Origin of the sequence: Niallia sp. MER 6, assembly GCF_023714395.1 — a bacterium.
Lineage (GTDB): Bacteria > Bacillota > Bacilli > Bacillales > Cytobacillaceae > Niallia.
The window spans coordinates 1-16,233 of sequence record NZ_JAMAUK010000051.1; the positions used below are offsets into that span (position 1 = coordinate 1).

Consider the following 16,233-nt stretch of genomic DNA (forward strand, 5'->3'; position numbering starts at 1 on the left):
TCCCAATGTTGGTGTTTATCAAAAAATATTCTTCTCAATATATTGGTCTCCATAAAATGAAAATACCACAGCTTAAATGACTGTGGTAGACCCAAATTTTTATACTTTCTTATCTTTTAAAAAAAACAAGCTCCCTCTTTTCGAGAAAACCTGTTATCTATATCGTGATTTTTCTGTATTATACACTTTTCTTAAGTCCTTAGACTATTCAGATGCATTCGTGTTAAACGGCATGCCTGTGCGCAGCACTCCCTTTGTTTCAATACCACCAAGCCCTTTTTCCCCTGTGAGCGTATTTCGCAGCACATCCCAAACGTTTACCCTTTCCATGAATGGTGTATAGCTTATTTTCGCTACAATATACACAGGATCTAGAGCATGAATATTGACCCTTGAAGGAGAGCTTGCAAAGTTTGCTCCTGCATGTATAAGGGATTCAAAGTGCGATTGGCAAGCTCCTGCGAAAATTACAAGCTGATCCAGATGTGGAACTCTCCGCCTTGCTTCCATAACTGTTTGCACAAAATATTTAGAATGGCGGTACGCATTTATGTCCTTCTTGTCTCCTAATGACTTAGAATAAGCATCATGGCCGGTTACTACAAGTATATCCGGCCGATAATACTCAAGGAGCTTCCCGATTTTACCCGGCATTTCCTTCTCATTAGAATGAACCCCCGTTACAGGAATTCCTATTTTTTCATATAGATCAAGGCATTTCTTCAAGTAGTTAGGATCTCCATCCAAATGCAATACCTTCCCAGGCATTTGAAAATAGTTAATTGGTTTACTGTAAGCATCTGTAGAAGAATACTCCTGTTTCCTTTTCAGCAGGTTTACATCCTGCCTAAATAGTGCTAATGATTGTTCCTCTAAAAATTGAATCTCTTGCGCCATCTTTCTCTGCATCGGCTTATTGATAGAAATTAAGTCATCAAAAGGAGCGTCTGCAATGAGACGGAAATCCTCCCCATACAAAACAGCATATTTGCGTCCATTTTCTTCCTTTATATCAATAATTCGAAAAGCTAAATCACAATGATAGGATTTTCTGCCGACGATATCCATGATGTTTATGCTCACTAGTCGTCACTCCAGTACGCCCTGCCTAATGAATGGGCTAATGTTTCTTATCTACCTCTCATTAAACTATGCAAAAGTCCAGAAAGATGTGAGGAACAATTTACCCCATCAACTGTCACCTATAAAAAAGAAACCGGCCCCTCAATTAAAAGGGCCGGTCCTTCAATGTTTATTAACGGTTTAAAACGAATCATACAGCGCATCGCTAAGTGCAGCAAATTCTTCAATAGAAAGAGATTCTCCTCGTCTGGAAGGCTCAATTCCAGCAGTTTCAAGGGCAGCTATAATCGCTTCTTTTTTCTCCTTACCATTTTCAAGCTGGCTTGTTAAATTATTTAAAATGGTTTTTCTCCGTTGAGCAAAGCTAGCTCTAGTCACTCGGAAGAAGAATTCCTCACTTTTAACTGCAACTAAAGGCTTTTCCCTAATCGTCAGCCTGATAACAGCAGAATCGACATTCGGTTGTGGTACAAATACTGTCTTAGGCACGATCATTACAACCTCTGGAACTGTGTAATATTGAATCGCTATTGATAGGGAACCATATTCCTTCGTACTTGGACGAGCTGATATACGGTCAGCTACTTCCTTTTGGAGCATCACGACAATTCCGCGCAGCGGCAAGTTCTCCTCCAAAATTTTCATAATGATTGGAGTAGTTACATAATAAGGTAAGTTAGCCACAAGCATAATATCATCAATACCTGCGAATTCTTCCTCAATCATTTCCTTTACATTTGCCTTCAGTACGTCCGAATGGATCACCTTAGCATTCGGATATGGCTCAAGCGTTTCGCTCAAAATAGGCAACAGACGCTGGTCAATCTCATAGGCAACAACTTTTTTTGCACGCTTTGCCAGCTGTTCTGTTAATGCACCAATTCCTGGTCCAACCTCAATTGCACCTGAAGACTCCGACAACTCTGCATGGTCTACAATATTTCTTAATATATTCGTATCAATTAAAAAGTTTTGACCAAGACTCTTTTTAAAAGAAAATCCATATTTCTCTAAGATAGCTTTTGTTCTTACTGGTGTTGCTATATCTTTATACATCTTTTTCCTCCTGCCAAATAGCATTAACCGCTGCTGCAAAGTCCTGCTTGGAGATGTTAAACATCATCAGCCTTTTATGAAGCTGTTTGCCATTTGTATACCCTATTTTTAATATCTTGCCCAGCTTTTCTCTTCGCTCCTTCGATCCAGGTCCGCCAATCAGCTGTGCATCTAGTAAGTCCTCTTTAGTAATTTGCTCTATAATGCTTTCTTCCATGTGATGGGCTTCTTTGAGCGCCTCTCTAATCACTTCCACTGAGGCATGTTCTACACCAACACCCTTTCCATGCTTATGCAATGCCTTTTCCTTTGCAATGAATGCATGTTTACAATTAGGTATGTGCTTTTCTATTGTATTTCTTATTTTTTGGCCAGGAAAGTCTGGATCAGTCAGTATTATGACTCCTCTCGTTTCATTAGCCAGCTTTATTGCCTCAATTGTTGCCTTATTGATGGCAGAACCATTTGTTTCAATTGTATCAGCATCGACTGCTCTTTTGACAGCGGTAGTGTCATCTCTTCCTTCCACTACAATGATTTCTCTAAGTTTCATGAAGCCTCCAAAAAAAAATTTAAGTTTTGCAAAAAAATGAAACATTTTTGTAACAATAAACGTCTATATATTATAGAAAAGAGTTAAATGAAATTCTAAAGGTTATTATAGCTCAAATTTTTCTTTTCAACAAAATCCGTTCAAAAGAAAAAAACAGAGGAATAACTCCTCTGTTAAAGATGTGCTAATAGTAGATGTTCAATGTGTATTAGGTTTTTGCAGACACTAACAAACACATGCATGTAAGAAGCTTTAAAAAAGGTTACTTCAAAATCTTAATTCTTACCTGTTTATTTCCCCATCGATAGGCTTCTGCCTTCGTCGGGAAAAAGACGTCGATTTTCTTACCTTTCACAGCACCGCCTGTATCACCGGCTACCGCGTATCCGTAGCCTTCAACATATACCTTTGTTCCTAACGGAATAACACTTGGGTCAACCGCAATTACTTTTGCATTCGGATTTGATTTGAGGTCAATTCCAGTAGCAGTATGTCCCGAGCATCCATTGCAGCTGGCTGTATAAGCTGTTGAGTTAACGTAAAGTTCTGTGCCTTCTTCGCTGGCATCTTCACCGCGGGAAGCAATTTGCGTAACTTCAATTGTGCCTACTGCAACTACTTTGTCCTGTTTTTCCTTAACTTCTTTTTCACTAAGCAGTTCTCTCGAAACTTCTTTGCCGTTTTCTAAAGTAACTTCGAAGGTTTTAGACTTTAGACCGTTTTTACCTTCCTTTAGTACCTTTTCTGTTCCCTTTTCAAGGCTATCATCCTTTTGGGTAACAACAGCATAATTAATCGGTTGTTCCACTACATCGGTGACCTTTTCTATACGTGTAATTTCTACAACGTCCTTCTTGTTCACTACTTCCTTTAGATCTGGTTCAACTCGGTCTAATTTCGTAAGTGATATCTCCTGTTGTTTTAAAAAGTCAGCGACCGTAGTCGAAGTGGACCATAGTTCTTTTTTCGATCCTGCGTCTACTAGTGTAACTGGAAATGCAGTATGTACAACAATCTCCATATTGTTCTTTATATGCTTATTCTGCTTTTGATTGATCTTATCGTGTTCATTCAAAGAGATTTTTTGTTCCTCGAGAAACTCCTTAACCGTTTCTGCTGTTGTCCATACCGTTTTCTTCTCGTCGTCTTTGCTCAATTCAACCTGTTTTGCTTGCTTCCAAACAACCTCCATCTCGTCAGCCACTCTTGTGTCTAACGTGGGAAACACCTCATCTTCTGAGCGTATGGCAATATCAAGTTCATCAAATATATCTTGAATAGTGGATGAGTGCGTTTCGATGACCTTCTCTTTCCCATCTAATGACAGCGCCACAGTTTTTTTCGTTGATTCGTAAACAACAAATCCTAAACCACTTAGAAAAACTATGAAGCTAGCAATAATAATGGGCCATTTCTTTCTGCTCAAAGACTTGGAAAACAGGCTTTTCATGTTTTGGATTACGATGAAAAACGCCTCCTTTTCTCTCGGAGTGATTATATAGAGTATCGTGTCTGCTGTCAACCCTTCTACATTCTTTGAACGTATCTCCTATTATGCAAAAAAACTCCATGAAAGGAAAGAAAGAAATCTCGACATGAACATTCTATGAGAAAAGGAAGCAATGTAGAACTTCTTAGAACAAAGTAATATTAGGACAAGCTTTTCAATGATTCGACACCATCTCTTATCATTTTATGCCGAATAATTTTTTTGCATTTTCTGTTGTTTTGGCAGCAACTTCCTCATAACTAATTCCTTTTATTGCTGCGATTTCTTCTGCTACAAGCTTCACATAGCTTGGTTCATTTCTTTTGCCGCGATGTGGTGTTGGCGCAAGGTAAGGGCAATCTGTCTCAATAAGCAGCTTGTCCAACGGAATTGCTGCTGCTGCTTCCTTCGGCTTTCTAGCGTTTTTAAAAGTGACAGTCCCACCTAATGAAATATAAAAATTCATGTCGATGCATTCCTTTGCAGTCTCGACACTTCCTCCATAGCAGTGCATAATTCCACCAACTTCCGCTGCGCCTTCTTCCTTGAGAATCTCAACAATATCAGCAGTTGCTTCCCTGTTATGAATAACAATTGGAAGCTTCACTTTTTTTGCCAAGTGAATTTGCTTTCTGAATACTTCCTTTTGGACATCTTTTGGTGATTTATCCCAGTGATAATCTAAGCCCATTTCCCCAATTGCTACAACTTTTGGATGTTTAGCCAATGATTCAATCCATTCTAAATCTTCCTCAGTCATGTCAATTGCATCAACAGGATGCCAGCCGACACTTGCATATATAAAATCATACCGCTCGATTAATTCCATGGCCCTATTAATCGTTGGACGATCAAAGCCGACTACGATCATTTTTTCCATTCCAGCTTCCATTGCCCTGCCGATTACTTCTTCTAAATCGTCATTAAATTGTTCTGCATTTAAATGTGTATGTGTGTCAAATAACATAATGAAACCCTTTCTTTATCCATAATTATTCATGTTTATTTTCTATTCCCCAACTTGCTGACTAAATATCCTCTATTTTGAAAGAAAAACATAGAAATATGCATCTTAAGTGCAATTCCTATGTTTTTCAACCAGTTTTTATTTAACTTTTGAGCCTAATGGAAGCGATTCAGCAACAGAAGCAAGTGCTAGAACACCATCTTGGCTACCTGCAAGAATCATACCTTGAGATAATTCTCCTCTCAGCTTAACAGGCTTCAAATTTGTAACACAAATTACTCTTTTGCCGACTAATTCCTCTGGTTTATAATATTGAGCAATACCTGAGACTACTTGTCTTTGCTCATAACCTAAATCCAGTTGAAGCTTCAGCAGCTTGTCTGCTTTTTTCACAGGTTCTGCCTGAAGAACTTGCGCTACTCGTAAATCCACTTTCATAAAATCATCAATAGTAATTTCTTCCGACTCAGGAACTTCTTGCTTCTCAGCCGGCTGTGATTCCTTCTTCTCTTCAGCAGCAGGTCCTTGCATCTCTTTTTTGATGTATTCTACTTCCTCTGCGATATCAAGTCTTGGGAAGATAGGTTCTCCTTTTTCTACCTTTGTTCCTGCAGGGATTACACCGAACTGGTCAAGGCTTGCCCATGTTTTTAACTGTTCTTCCTGAACATTCAGCTGCTGGAAGATCTTATCCGGTGTTTTTGTTAAGAATGGTTTTAAAAGGACAGCAATACGTCTTAAGGATTCAGCTAGATGAACCATTACTGTTGCAAGCTCATCCGTTTTTCCTTCCTTCGCCAATACCCATGGTTGAGTTTCATCAATATATTTATTGTTTCTGCTGACAAGCTGCCATAAATTCGTTAACACAACCGAAAACTCCATATTATCCATATGACTCTCGTACAATGCTTTCGTTTCCTGATGAGCTTCTACTAGTGACTTTTCAAAGCCACCTTCAGAACCTTTGTATTCAGGAATAACTCCGTCAAAATACTTGTTGATCATAGCAACTGTTCTGTTTAACAGGTTTCCTAAATCATTCGCTAAATCAAAATTCACTCTTTCAACAAATCCCTCTGGAGTGAATACACCGTCAGAACCGAATGGCACTTCACGAAGTAAATAATAACGCAATGCGTCAAGTCCATATCTTTCAATTAATGTTACCGGATTAACAACATTGCCTTTTGATTTGGACATCTTTCCGTCTTTCATCAAAATCCAACCATGAGCAAACACTTTATTAGGAAGCGGCAAATCTAATGCCATCAGCATGATTGGCCAGTAAATTGTATGAAAACGTACGATTTCCTTCCCAACTAAATGGACATTTGCAGGCCAGAATTTCTGATAAAGTGAATCGTTATCTGAACCATATCCTAGTGCTGTAATATAATTGGACAACGCATCAATCCAAACATATACAACGTGTTTTGGATCTCCAGGAACTTTAATTCCCCAGTCAAATGTTGTACGGGAAACAGCTAGATCTTCAAGGCCTGGCTTAATAAAGTTATTAATCATTTCATTTTTGCGTGATTCTGGCTGAATGAACCCAGGATTCTCTTCATAAAACTTCAGAAGTCGATCTGCATACTTGCCCATACGGAAGAAGTAGGATTCTTCTTTTACAAGCTCCACAGGATGACCACTGTCAGGGCTTTTTCCGCCGATGACTTTACCATTTTCATCATATACAGGGTCTACAAGCTGAAGTTCTGTATAATATGTTTCATCAGAAACAGAGTACCATCCTTGATATTCATCCAAGTAAATATCACCTTGATCGACAAGTTTTTGGAACATTTTGCTAACTACTTCTGTATGTCTTTTTTCTGTCGTACGGATGAAATCATCATATGAGATATCCATCATATCCCAAAGTTCTTTTATTCCTGCAACAATTCCGTCTACATATTGTTGAGGCGTAATACCTGCTTCTTCTGCTTTTCGCTGGATTTTTTGGCCATGCTCATCAGTCCCAGTTAAATAACGAACATCAAAGCCCTTTAATCGCTTATATCTAGCCATTGCATCCCCAGCAACCGTTGTGTATGCATGTCCAATATGAAGATTCCCGCTAGGATAATATATTGGGGTTGTTATATAGAAAGTTTCTTGCTCTTTCAACGTTTTTTCCCTCCTAATTCAATAATGCTATGTAATATGCATAATTCTTATTGTATCAATACTTACACTAATCTTAAAACTACAAGACATATAATTGCATCGGAAAATTTTATGGTATATTTGTAGACTTCCTTACATAATGAAGAAATGCCATAAAAAATGGCAGCTAATCATTGCCATTGTGCCCTTACATACCATCAAAATATACCCAAAATCCAAAGTTTTTGCAACTGGCCGCATGCTTCTCTGCTCCTCATTTTTGTTCACTATAATGAATGGCTGATTCGACATTAAAATGTTGAGTTTTGTCGAATTCTCTTTAATACATTTCTCTATTTTGGCTTTAATTCATTTTACATTTATACACTTATTTTGGTATTAAAAGTATATATAATATGCTGTTTAACCTATAAATATAGGTTTTTCCTGGAATTATCTCAATTTAAAAATAAAATAATTGACGTATATGGGAATGGCTGGTATTATATATACAAACAAAGAAATTTGTCGAATATTAGCGAAAAAAATATATATAAGGTTCATCGGGAGGAGAAAAGGAAATGAAATCTACTGGAATTGTTCGTAAAGTTGACGAATTAGGTCGTGTTGTAATACCTATCGAATTAAGACGTACATTAGGAATTGCTGAGAAAGATGCTTTAGAAATTTATGTGGATGATGAAAAAATCATCTTGAAAAAATATAAACCTAACATGACTTGCCAAGTTACTGGTGAAGTTTCTGATGATAACCTGTCATTAGCAGGCGGTAAACTAATCCTAAGCCGTGAAGGTGCAGAACAGCTTATAAATGAAATCAAAAGTTCGTTTGAACTTTCTAAGTAATAATAAAAAAGCATGGCAGCTCAAGGGATGAGCTCCATGCTTTTTTTAATCTATATGATATTCTTGGTATACTTCCCGCTTAGGCATGCTTCTGTCGACAGCTGTACGCTTAATTGCCTCTTTTGCCTGCAGGCCATCTGTTTCAATATAATGATTTACATGCTCAACAATTGTTAAGTTCATCCACCATTGCTCGTCCTGATCCTCTTCTGCAGATCCCTTTTCAATAACGATGCAAAATTCGCCTCGTATCTCATCTGAATTTGCCCATTCGATAACTTCATCTACTGTTCCTCTGATAAATTCCTCGAAGATTTTTGTTAATTCCCTGCAAAGGGAGATATTTCTGTTGCCGAGAATTTCTCTAATCAACTGTAAGGTTTCCTTTAACCTGTGAGGAGATTCATATAGCAATACCGTTCCAGAAATTTTCTTTAACGCCTCTAGCTCCTTTTTCTTCTCTTTTTTTTGTCGGTTAAGAAAACCATAGAAATAAAAAGGGTGTGTCGGCAAACCTGATGCTATTAAAGCAGTTAAGGCTGCATTTGCACCAGGCAGTGGAACGACAGGAAGCTTGCTTTCTACTGCTGCCACTACAAGCTCATACCCAGGGTCTGCGATGGTTGGCATTCCAGCATCGCTGACTAAGGCTATTGTTTTACCTGCTTGCAATGATTCAATCAGCTTGCGGCCGCTCGTTTCTTTATTATGTTCATGATAGCTTACGATTGGGGTCGTTATTTCAAAATGATTGCACAGTTTCTTTGTATTCCTCGTATCCTCTGCTGCAATTACATCTGCTTCTTTCAAAATTCTTACAGCCCGAAAACTCATGTCTTCCAAGTTGCCTATTGGAGTAGGGACTAAATAAAGAAGACCATTATCATTCTTATAGCTTTTTTGCTGCCACATGTTCAACACCAATTTCCTTCCTCATATAAGACTCTTTTTCTTTCCTGCTCAATTGTTTAAAAGCATATTCTGCCTTCAAAGCCTGAGATTTATCTGCAAAAACTTCCTTATAAATTAACTGGACTGGCCTTCTTGCCCTAGTATACTTGGCGCCTTTTCCTTCATTATGTGTTTTAATGCGTTTTTCCAGATTATTTGTGTATCCAGCATAATAAGTATTATCTCTGCAAAGTAAGACATAAAAATAATGATTAGCTGTCTCCATACAAAATTCGGCTCATTTCCTCTGTATACTCATTTAACCCTTTATACACATATAAAGGGGGCAGTATTTTCAAGTCCGGCTTGCCATCCTTTATTCCCTCGACTAGCAGGATATTTGCTTCTTTCCCTTCCTTTGGATATACAAACCTTATCCGCTTTGGCTCTAGTCGATATGCTCTCATTAATGTAATAATATCAAGCAGTCTTCCTGGTCTGTGCACAAATGAAACCTTTCCTCCCTGCTTAACAAGCTGACTTGCAGCTCGAATTGCATCCTCAAGCGTGCAAAGAATCTCATGTCGTGCAATAGCCAAATGTTCGTTTGTATTCCTTTCATCAACAGAATCTGTTTGGAAATACGGAGGGTTGCAAGTAACAGCATCATATTTTTCAAACCCAAGCTGCGCAGGAGCTTCTTTAATATCACCATTTACCATCTTTATTTTTTCTTCTAAGTTATTATAGGCAACACTTCTGCAAGCCATATCATATAACCGTTCCTGAATTTCCACTCCTATTATAGAGCCTCTCGTTCTCAAACTTAAAAATAACGGAATTACACCATTTCCACTGCAAAGATCTACAATTTTTCCTTTCGCAATAGGAACAGTTGCAAAGTTTGCCAATAATACGGCATCTAAAGAAAACGAAAACACAGTTGGACTTTGAATAATCTTAAGCTTCTCTGCCAACAAGTAATCAAGCCTTTCATCTCCTACTAGCTGAACCAATTTGTTACCTCCATCTATATATGTATTCCATAATACTAGCCTAAGCAAATATTATCATAATCATTCTCTAATTATCTTGCTGTAATCATTAACAGCTAAAAAAATAGGGTGCCCTATTTAGAAGGACACACCCTATTTTTTATTAAGGAAGGATAGACAGAACAAACAATCTCCATCTTTTCTTGGACTTCCGAAATGAAGGTTACAAATATGAAAACCCTCTTGATAAAGCCTCGCTAGATTGTCATATCCTTCGCCAATATCCATATTCTTTTCTTCCAAAATCTTGGTGGACTTTCGATTTTTCTTTTTCGTCTGTTCCTTTTGTTCCTTCTCTTTTTGTGACTGGCTCTCCAAATGTCTTCTTAAATTTTCGTTTTCCAGCTTCAATGTATTATTTTCTTCAATCAGTTCTGCCACATGCTGCTTTAGCTCACCTAATTGCTGATATAAATGGCCGATTTGACTCTCCATATTAATTACTGAATCAAAAATTTCTTTTTTATCCACTCTGCCACCTCATTAGTCCGTGGATTGAACTGAAACAGTATCTTTTTGCAGTATTTCTTCTAATGTATATTCAAGCACTCGTTCTTGTTCAGAAATTTCCACTTGGAGTACACGTTCTAATATATTTAAACCTACTACTTTACCTCTTCCATCAGGTGTATTAATCCACTCACCCAAATCTGGAAGCTGTTCTTTTGCAGACTCATATTCATCGTTCTCATATTTAAGACAGCACATAAGTCTGCCGCAAAGTCCTGATATTTTGGTTGGATTTAGGGAAAGATTTTGGTCTTTAGCCATTTTAATTGATACTGGCTCAAAATCGCCTAAAAATGTTGAACAGCAAAGCATTCTACCACATGGACCGATGCCGCCCAGCATTTTTGCCTCATCGCGAACACCAATCTGGCGCAGCTCAATTCTAGTCCTAAAAATCGAAGCTAGATCCTTTACGAGTTCACGAAAATCGACTCTGCCGTCTGCGGTAAAATAAAAAATTACTTTATTGCGATCAAATGTATATTCTACATCTACAAGCTTCATATCTAACTCATGCAGATTGACCTTCTCACAACAAACTTCATATGCCTCTTTTGCCGCAATCCGGTTTTCCTCTACAATTAATTGGTCTTTCTGATCCGCGACTCGGAGTACCTTTTTAAGAGGTAAGACTACATCATTTTCGTCAACCTGCTTGGGAGCAATGACAACTTTTCCATATTCCACTCCACGCACTGTCTCTACGATTACGAAATCCCCTTTTTGGATATCCATATCATTCGGATCAAAGTAATATATTTTTCCAGCTTTTTTAAAGCGGATTCCTACAACATTATACAACTGAAGATCCCTCCTGCAGCTTCAATACAAGCTGTTCCATCAATAACTGTGGATTCATATTACCCTGCAGCTTTCGTTTAGCTTCAAAGATGGACGTCATTTGCTCTGTCAGCATTTGGGATGATGATTTAAGCGCAAGCTCTTCTAACTGTTGCCGATCATTTATATAGACTATTTGCTCCTGCTTGCCTAGTTGAATATATAATAAATCCTTAAACAGCAGCAACAGTAAATCCAATCCCCTATCATACTGATCTTTCTCTTTGAAATGAACAAACCACTCTCTTTGAAGGGCAACTAATGCTTCTAAAGGATTTCCTTTAAGAGTCATATACAATTTTACCACTATTTTTTGCGCTTGTACAAACCATTCATCAGAACTTAGTCGAAACGCTTCATCATAATCATTAGTGATCTGCGCAATTAATGGCGCTCCACTTGCTTTCATTCCATTTGCTATAAGCTGCTCCTGCATTTTTATTGGGGAAAGAGGAGTAAAGGATAAGACTTGGCACCTCGATAAAATGGTTGGGAGAATCTGATGTATTTGTTCAGTCAAAAGGATTGCTGTAGTTTCTGCATGTGGTTCTTCCAGGAATTTCAGCAGACTGTTTGCTGCATTCGTAGTCATTTTATCAGCATGTACAATTACATAAATCTTCTGTTTTGATTCTACCCCTGTTTTGGAGAACTCCTCCTGCAGGCTTTGAATCTGGTTTTTCTTTATGGACAAACCATCCGGTTCGACAATATGTACGTCCGGATGGTTGCTGTTATTTATTCGTTTGCAATTAGAGCATTCCTCACAAGGCTTATAACCGTCTATTAACCTTGTACAAAGTATGCTTTTCGTAAGAATTTGGCTGACTTCCTTTTTGCCAGTTCCTCTCATTCCTTCAAACAGATAAGCATGTGCAAGTCGGTCCTTTTTCAGACTGTTTCGGACCATTCTTAGAACAATTGGCTGCTCCTGTTCAAGCTGTTCCCATGTTTTTATCAACACGATCACTCTCTTACATATATATATTAATTAATAGGCCTTTAATTTCTCCTATTTTCCCTAAAATGTTCAGGCTGTTTTTTTCTTTACTCATCACTTCTTCAGTAAGCTCGACAAGCTTTTCATCCACAACCTGAACAACACTCAAATCTCGGCCTTGTCCGAAGTGATCCCATGATTTATCTTTTTTCAATCCGATGCCGTAATCTACTGCTTCCTTTACAAACTGCTTGACCAGCGATTTGAACTTGTTTAAATCCTTAAGATTTTGTGACCTGCCCAATCTGTTGCCAGTATCATCTATACTCTTTATCAATGTTTGCAGTTGACCAGATTGAAGCTTTTCACTCTGCCTTGTGACAAGCTCCCTAAATTTCGTTTCCACTTGTCCGCTTTTTATCTCTTGCTTAGTAGCATCTGTACTCACACGAATGTCTTTATTTATTTTCATTTTTTTCCTCCGATAAAAGCATCATTAAAAAAATCCTTTATATATAGAGGTAATATATTTAAGTTCCAACCATATTCTTAAGCCTTAGAATTGCTTGAACTGTTCAACAGGCAGCACGAATACAGTTGCTCCACCTACCTCCACCTCAACAGGATACGGTACATACGAATCAGCATTTCCTCCCATAGGTGAAACAGGGGCAACTAACTGATCACGTGATTGGCAGTTTTCTTTTATTATTTGCAAAGCTTTTTCCACGCGTATATCTTCTGTCCCTATCATAAAGGTTGTATTCCCAGATTTCAAAAATCCCCCGGTACTAGCTAATTTAGTAGCTCTAAAGTTATGTTCTACAAGGGCATTCAATAACTTAGCACTGTCTTTATCTTGGATTACTGTTAAAATTAACTTCATTTTATCCAACCCCTTTATTATAGTTTTACCAGAATTACTGCTTTTTCCTATTATAACAATAAATAATTAAACAGGCATATATAAATAGAAAAATGAAAGCTCACTTTACCTGTTTCTGTTCAATACCTGATTAATGGCTTGTTGAGCTTGTTCAAATACATCCTCTATGCTTTGTGAAGCTTCTAGTTTATGCAGCCTTTCAGGAAACTTCTCGATAACTTTGTAATATCCTGCTTGGACACGCTTATGGAAATCCAATTGCTCTAGATCAAGCCTATTTATTTCCCGTTCATTTGATTTATTTATTCTTGCTAGCCCTAGTTCTGGATCAAGGTCAAAATACAGGGTTAAATCAGGCATTACACCGCCAATGGCAAACTCATTTATCTTCCATATTTCTTCTATGCCTATCCCCCTGGCATAACCCTGATAAGCAAGAGAACTGTCTATGAAGCGGTCAGAAATAACAATACTACCTTCTGCTAATGCTGGTATAACCTTTTCAACTAAATGCTGTCTTCTAGCAGCAGCATATAATAACGCCTCTGTCCTTCCATCCATCTCTGTATGGTCAGGGTTTAATATAATCTCGCGGATTTTTTCGGCAATCCTAATTCCTCCAGGCTCTCTTGTCTTTACAATCTTGATGCCTTTGTCTTTGTAGTGTTTATACAGCATCTCTAAAATGGTTGTTTTTCCGGCGCCCTCTGGCCCTTCCATTGTTATAAAAATACCTCTTGTCATGTTATTCTCCTTACTTCTTTATAAAAACTGCAATTCTGCCTTCATATATAGATGAATTCCCTTGAAACTTACAGCCATTAGCTACAAGCACCTTTAATGTTTCAATATGTTTACCAGTAATTACTTCTCCCGGCATCAGCAATGGTACACCTGGTGGATAAGGGATAATAGAATCTGCGTTAATTTTGTCTATTGAATCTTCTAATAAAATTTCGTGTTTAGAGTACTTAGGTTGCTCCAATTCATTTATCTTTAATTCTACTATATTAGTATATAGATTTATAGCTGCACCTTTATCTTCCTCCACTGGCAAATTCAACGCCTTATATGGACTTACAGCCTTCTTAATTTTCTCAAAAGCATCTTCAAAAGGATATGACATCTTGTTCTTCAGCAAAGGCAATACAAGCAAGACATTATGTAAATCAGCCATTTCACAATAGACTCCAGCTTCCTCAAACTTCGCTTGAAGTTCAAAACCTGTTAACTTACATCTGCTTTGAATAGTTAATTTTAGAGGGTCACCAGCTTTGTTTCCATAATTCATTACTTTCAGTTGACTTAATGTTGACAATTCAGCTTTAAACTTTTGAAGCTTTTCTAATAAGTATATAAAGTCTTCTTCCTTATAAGTACCCAAATAACTTCTCGCCAAATCAAGGGATGCCATAATTAAATAAGATGGGCTACTTGACTGAAGGATGCTTAAATACATTTGCAGTTTATTTAAAGAAACCCGTTCTGAGTTGAAATGGAGATATGAACCCATCGTTAATGCAGGTAGTGTTTTATGTGCAGATTGGACAACTATGTCCGCGCCTAATTCTACAGCAGACGGAGGAAAGTGAGCTGAGCCAGCAAAATGGGCTCCATGAGCCTCGTCTACTAATACTGTTACCCCATGCTTGTGAGCTATTTCAATTATTCTTTCTAACTCTCCAATCATTCCATAATAATTGGGTGAGGTGAGAATAAGAACCTTTGCACTCTGATATTTTTTTATTGCTTCTAAAATTGTTTCACATGAAACAGTCCCTTCTACTTTCCACTCTAAATCATAGCTCGGATTAAGCAGAATAGGTTTTGCCTTTGTGAGTTTAATGCCATTCATAATAGATTTATGACTGTTCCTTTGTACAAGGATTTGGTCTCCTTCATTCACAGCAGACATAATCATAGCTAAATTGCCTACTGTTGAGCCATTAACCAAAAAAAAGCTTTTTTTTGTGTTATATAAAGCTGCTAGCAGTTTCTCTGCCTCCAATATTACCCCACTTGCTGAATGCAAGTCATCTAGCCCGTTAAGCTCTGTTACATCAAAGTTCCATGCATTCTTTAACAAGTTATGTTTGTCCATTAAAGAACCATTTTTATGCCCTGGGACATGAAAAGAAATAGGTTTATTCTGAATAAACTCTTCCAATCTATTATATAAAGGCGTCATTTCATGCACTGTTCTTCCTCATTTCCTTTTAACTCTATTTTATTGTACCATTGCCTGACTATGAATAAAATGCGTGTTTTAGCCACCTATTTTAAAGTAAAGGTAAATTTAAAATTATCTGAATTTTGTATGCATGTATTTATTATTGGCAAGACTGTTTTTAGGGAGGTGGAGCCAGTGAGTATAAATTCGCAGAAAATCATCCAGCCTTATGTGGAGAAATGTTTATTTTGCGATCAGCAAAAAATAACAGGTATACATCTGTATCAGTCACTGATTTGTACTGAATGTGAACATGAAATGTTAAATACGAAGACAAGTGATACAAAATATAAATTTTTTATTCATAAGTTAAAAGATGCTCATTATGCCATGCAAAGGCGCCAAGCTTAATAAAAAACAAAAAGCACCTAGTTAAACTAGATGCTTTTTTTAAAGTGCCTGGCGACGTCCTACTCTCACAGGGGGAGAGCCCCCAACTACCATCGGCGCTGAGAAGCTTAACTTCCGTGTTCGGTATGGGAACGGGTGTGACCTTCTCGCTATCGCCACCAGACTATTATGTTTTTATGAGTTGTTCTCTCAAAACTAAATCATCTTCGAAGAAAAACAAGAACCAAGCAATCATTCATGTCCAGCTGCAGAAGCTAAAGCTTCTTCCGCTTTCCTATTTTAGTTAAGTCCTCGATCTATTAGTATTTGTCAGCTCCACGTGTCACCACGCTTCCACCTCAAACCTATCAACCTGATCATCTTTCAGGGATCTTACTAGCTTACGCTATGGGAAATCTCATCTT

General features: G+C 37.7%; 18 protein-coding genes and 2 rRNA genes. 2 read left to right on the forward strand and 18 right to left on the reverse strand.

Annotated features, from left to right (window positions below; genetic code table 11):
- Positions 1 to 204: 204 nt before the first annotated feature.
- From yabG to metG, 6 genes are all read right to left on the reverse strand, one after another.
- Positions 205 to 1,083, reverse strand: coding sequence for a sporulation peptidase YabG (gene yabG / locus M3600_RS26885; RefSeq protein WP_192486456.1), 879 nt, complete (start codon positions 1,081 to 1,083; stop codon positions 205 to 207).
- Between the two features lie 180 nt (positions 1,084 to 1,263).
- Positions 1,264 to 2,139, reverse strand: a complete 876-nt coding sequence (rsmA, locus tag M3600_RS26890; protein WP_233318806.1) for a 16S rRNA (adenine(1518)-N(6)/adenine(1519)-N(6))-dimethyltransferase RsmA — start codon at positions 2,137 to 2,139, stop codon at positions 1,264 to 1,266.
- On the reverse strand, positions 2,132 to 2,692 hold the full coding sequence (gene rnmV, locus M3600_RS26895; RefSeq protein ID WP_233318809.1) for a ribonuclease M5: 561 nt from the start codon (positions 2,690 to 2,692) through the stop codon (positions 2,132 to 2,134). The genes rsmA and rnmV overlap by 8 nt, the downstream gene beginning before the upstream one ends.
- Before the next feature lie 262 nt (positions 2,693 to 2,954).
- Complete coding sequence (locus M3600_RS26900; protein WP_233318834.1) at positions 2,955 to 4,142, reverse strand: resuscitation-promoting factor; 1,188 nt, start codon at positions 4,140 to 4,142, stop codon at positions 2,955 to 2,957.
- A gap of 238 nt (positions 4,143 to 4,380) precedes the next feature.
- Complete coding sequence (locus M3600_RS26905) at positions 4,381 to 5,148, reverse strand: TatD family hydrolase (protein ID WP_251648269.1); 768 nt, start codon at positions 5,146 to 5,148, stop codon at positions 4,381 to 4,383.
- A gap of 138 nt (positions 5,149 to 5,286) precedes the next feature.
- On the reverse strand, positions 5,287 to 7,281 hold the full coding sequence (gene metG / locus M3600_RS26910; RefSeq protein WP_233318813.1) for a methionine--tRNA ligase: 1,995 nt from the start codon (positions 7,279 to 7,281) through the stop codon (positions 5,287 to 5,289).
- 560 nt (positions 7,282 to 7,841) lie between these two features.
- Here metG and M3600_RS26915 point away from each other — a divergent pair.
- Entirely contained in the window at positions 7,842 to 8,126 is a 285-nt protein-coding gene (locus M3600_RS26915) for a transition state genes transcriptional regulator AbrB (RefSeq protein WP_233318815.1), read from the forward strand.
- A gap of 45 nt (positions 8,127 to 8,171) precedes the next feature.
- Here the strand turns inward: M3600_RS26915 and rsmI are convergent, their stop codons facing one another.
- The 10 genes from rsmI to M3600_RS26965 form a co-directional block, all read right to left on the reverse strand.
- Entirely contained in the window at positions 8,172 to 9,038 is an 867-nt protein-coding gene (rsmI, locus tag M3600_RS26920; protein WP_251648272.1) for a 16S rRNA (cytidine(1402)-2'-O)-methyltransferase, read from the reverse strand.
- Positions 9,016 to 9,303 (reverse strand): GIY-YIG nuclease family protein, encoded by a 288-nt coding sequence (locus M3600_RS26925; protein ID WP_233318817.1) that lies wholly within the window; start codon positions 9,301 to 9,303, stop codon positions 9,016 to 9,018. The genes rsmI and M3600_RS26925 overlap by 23 nt, the downstream gene beginning before the upstream one ends.
- Positions 9,290 to 10,033, reverse strand: coding sequence for a tRNA1(Val) (adenine(37)-N6)-methyltransferase (locus M3600_RS26930; protein WP_233318819.1), 744 nt, complete (start codon positions 10,031 to 10,033; stop codon positions 9,290 to 9,292). The genes M3600_RS26925 and M3600_RS26930 overlap by 14 nt, the downstream gene beginning before the upstream one ends.
- Before the next feature lie 132 nt (positions 10,034 to 10,165).
- Positions 10,166 to 10,543, reverse strand: coding sequence for a DNA replication initiation control protein YabA (yabA, locus tag M3600_RS26935; RefSeq protein WP_233318822.1), 378 nt, complete (start codon positions 10,541 to 10,543; stop codon positions 10,166 to 10,168).
- Between the two features lie 12 nt (positions 10,544 to 10,555).
- Positions 10,556 to 11,383: a competence/sporulation regulator complex protein RicT gene (gene ricT / locus M3600_RS26940; protein ID WP_233318824.1), complete on the reverse strand. Its 828-nt coding sequence runs from the start codon at positions 11,381 to 11,383 to the stop codon at positions 10,556 to 10,558.
- Positions 11,376 to 12,383: a DNA polymerase III subunit delta' gene (holB, locus tag M3600_RS26945; RefSeq protein ID WP_233318825.1), complete on the reverse strand. Its 1,008-nt coding sequence runs from the start codon at positions 12,381 to 12,383 to the stop codon at positions 11,376 to 11,378. The genes ricT and holB overlap by 8 nt, the downstream gene beginning before the upstream one ends.
- A 13-nt stretch (positions 12,384 to 12,396) precedes the next feature.
- On the reverse strand, positions 12,397 to 12,834 hold the full coding sequence (locus M3600_RS26950) for a YaaR family protein (protein WP_233318827.1): 438 nt from the start codon (positions 12,832 to 12,834) through the stop codon (positions 12,397 to 12,399).
- 84 nt (positions 12,835 to 12,918) lie between these two features.
- Positions 12,919 to 13,248 (reverse strand): cyclic-di-AMP receptor, encoded by a 330-nt coding sequence (locus M3600_RS26955; RefSeq protein WP_127742579.1) that lies wholly within the window; start codon positions 13,246 to 13,248, stop codon positions 12,919 to 12,921.
- Between the two features lie 105 nt (positions 13,249 to 13,353).
- Positions 13,354 to 13,992 carry a dTMP kinase gene (tmk, locus tag M3600_RS26960; protein WP_251648271.1) on the reverse strand — a complete coding sequence of 213 codons (639 nt, stop codon included), beginning with the start codon at positions 13,990 to 13,992 and terminating at the stop codon, positions 13,354 to 13,356.
- 10 nt (positions 13,993 to 14,002) lie between these two features.
- Positions 14,003 to 15,436 carry an aminotransferase class I/II-fold pyridoxal phosphate-dependent enzyme gene (locus tag M3600_RS26965; RefSeq protein WP_251648273.1) on the reverse strand — a complete coding sequence of 478 codons (1,434 nt, stop codon included), beginning with the start codon at positions 15,434 to 15,436 and terminating at the stop codon, positions 14,003 to 14,005.
- A gap of 177 nt (positions 15,437 to 15,613) precedes the next feature.
- Between M3600_RS26965 and M3600_RS26970 the strand changes: the two genes are divergently transcribed.
- A complete protein-coding gene (locus tag M3600_RS26970) occupies positions 15,614 to 15,829 on the forward strand; it encodes a sigma factor G inhibitor Gin (RefSeq protein WP_282581411.1) in 216 nt (71 codons plus the stop codon).
- 46 nt (positions 15,830 to 15,875) lie between these two features.
- Here M3600_RS26970 and rrf read toward each other — a convergent pair.
- Both rrf and M3600_RS26980 read right to left on the reverse strand, forming a co-directional pair.
- Positions 15,876 to 15,992 (reverse strand): 5S ribosomal RNA (gene rrf / locus M3600_RS26975).
- Positions 15,993 to 16,108: 116 nt separating this feature from the next.
- Positions 16,109 to 16,233 (reverse strand): 23S ribosomal RNA (locus M3600_RS26980); the annotation flags it as partial.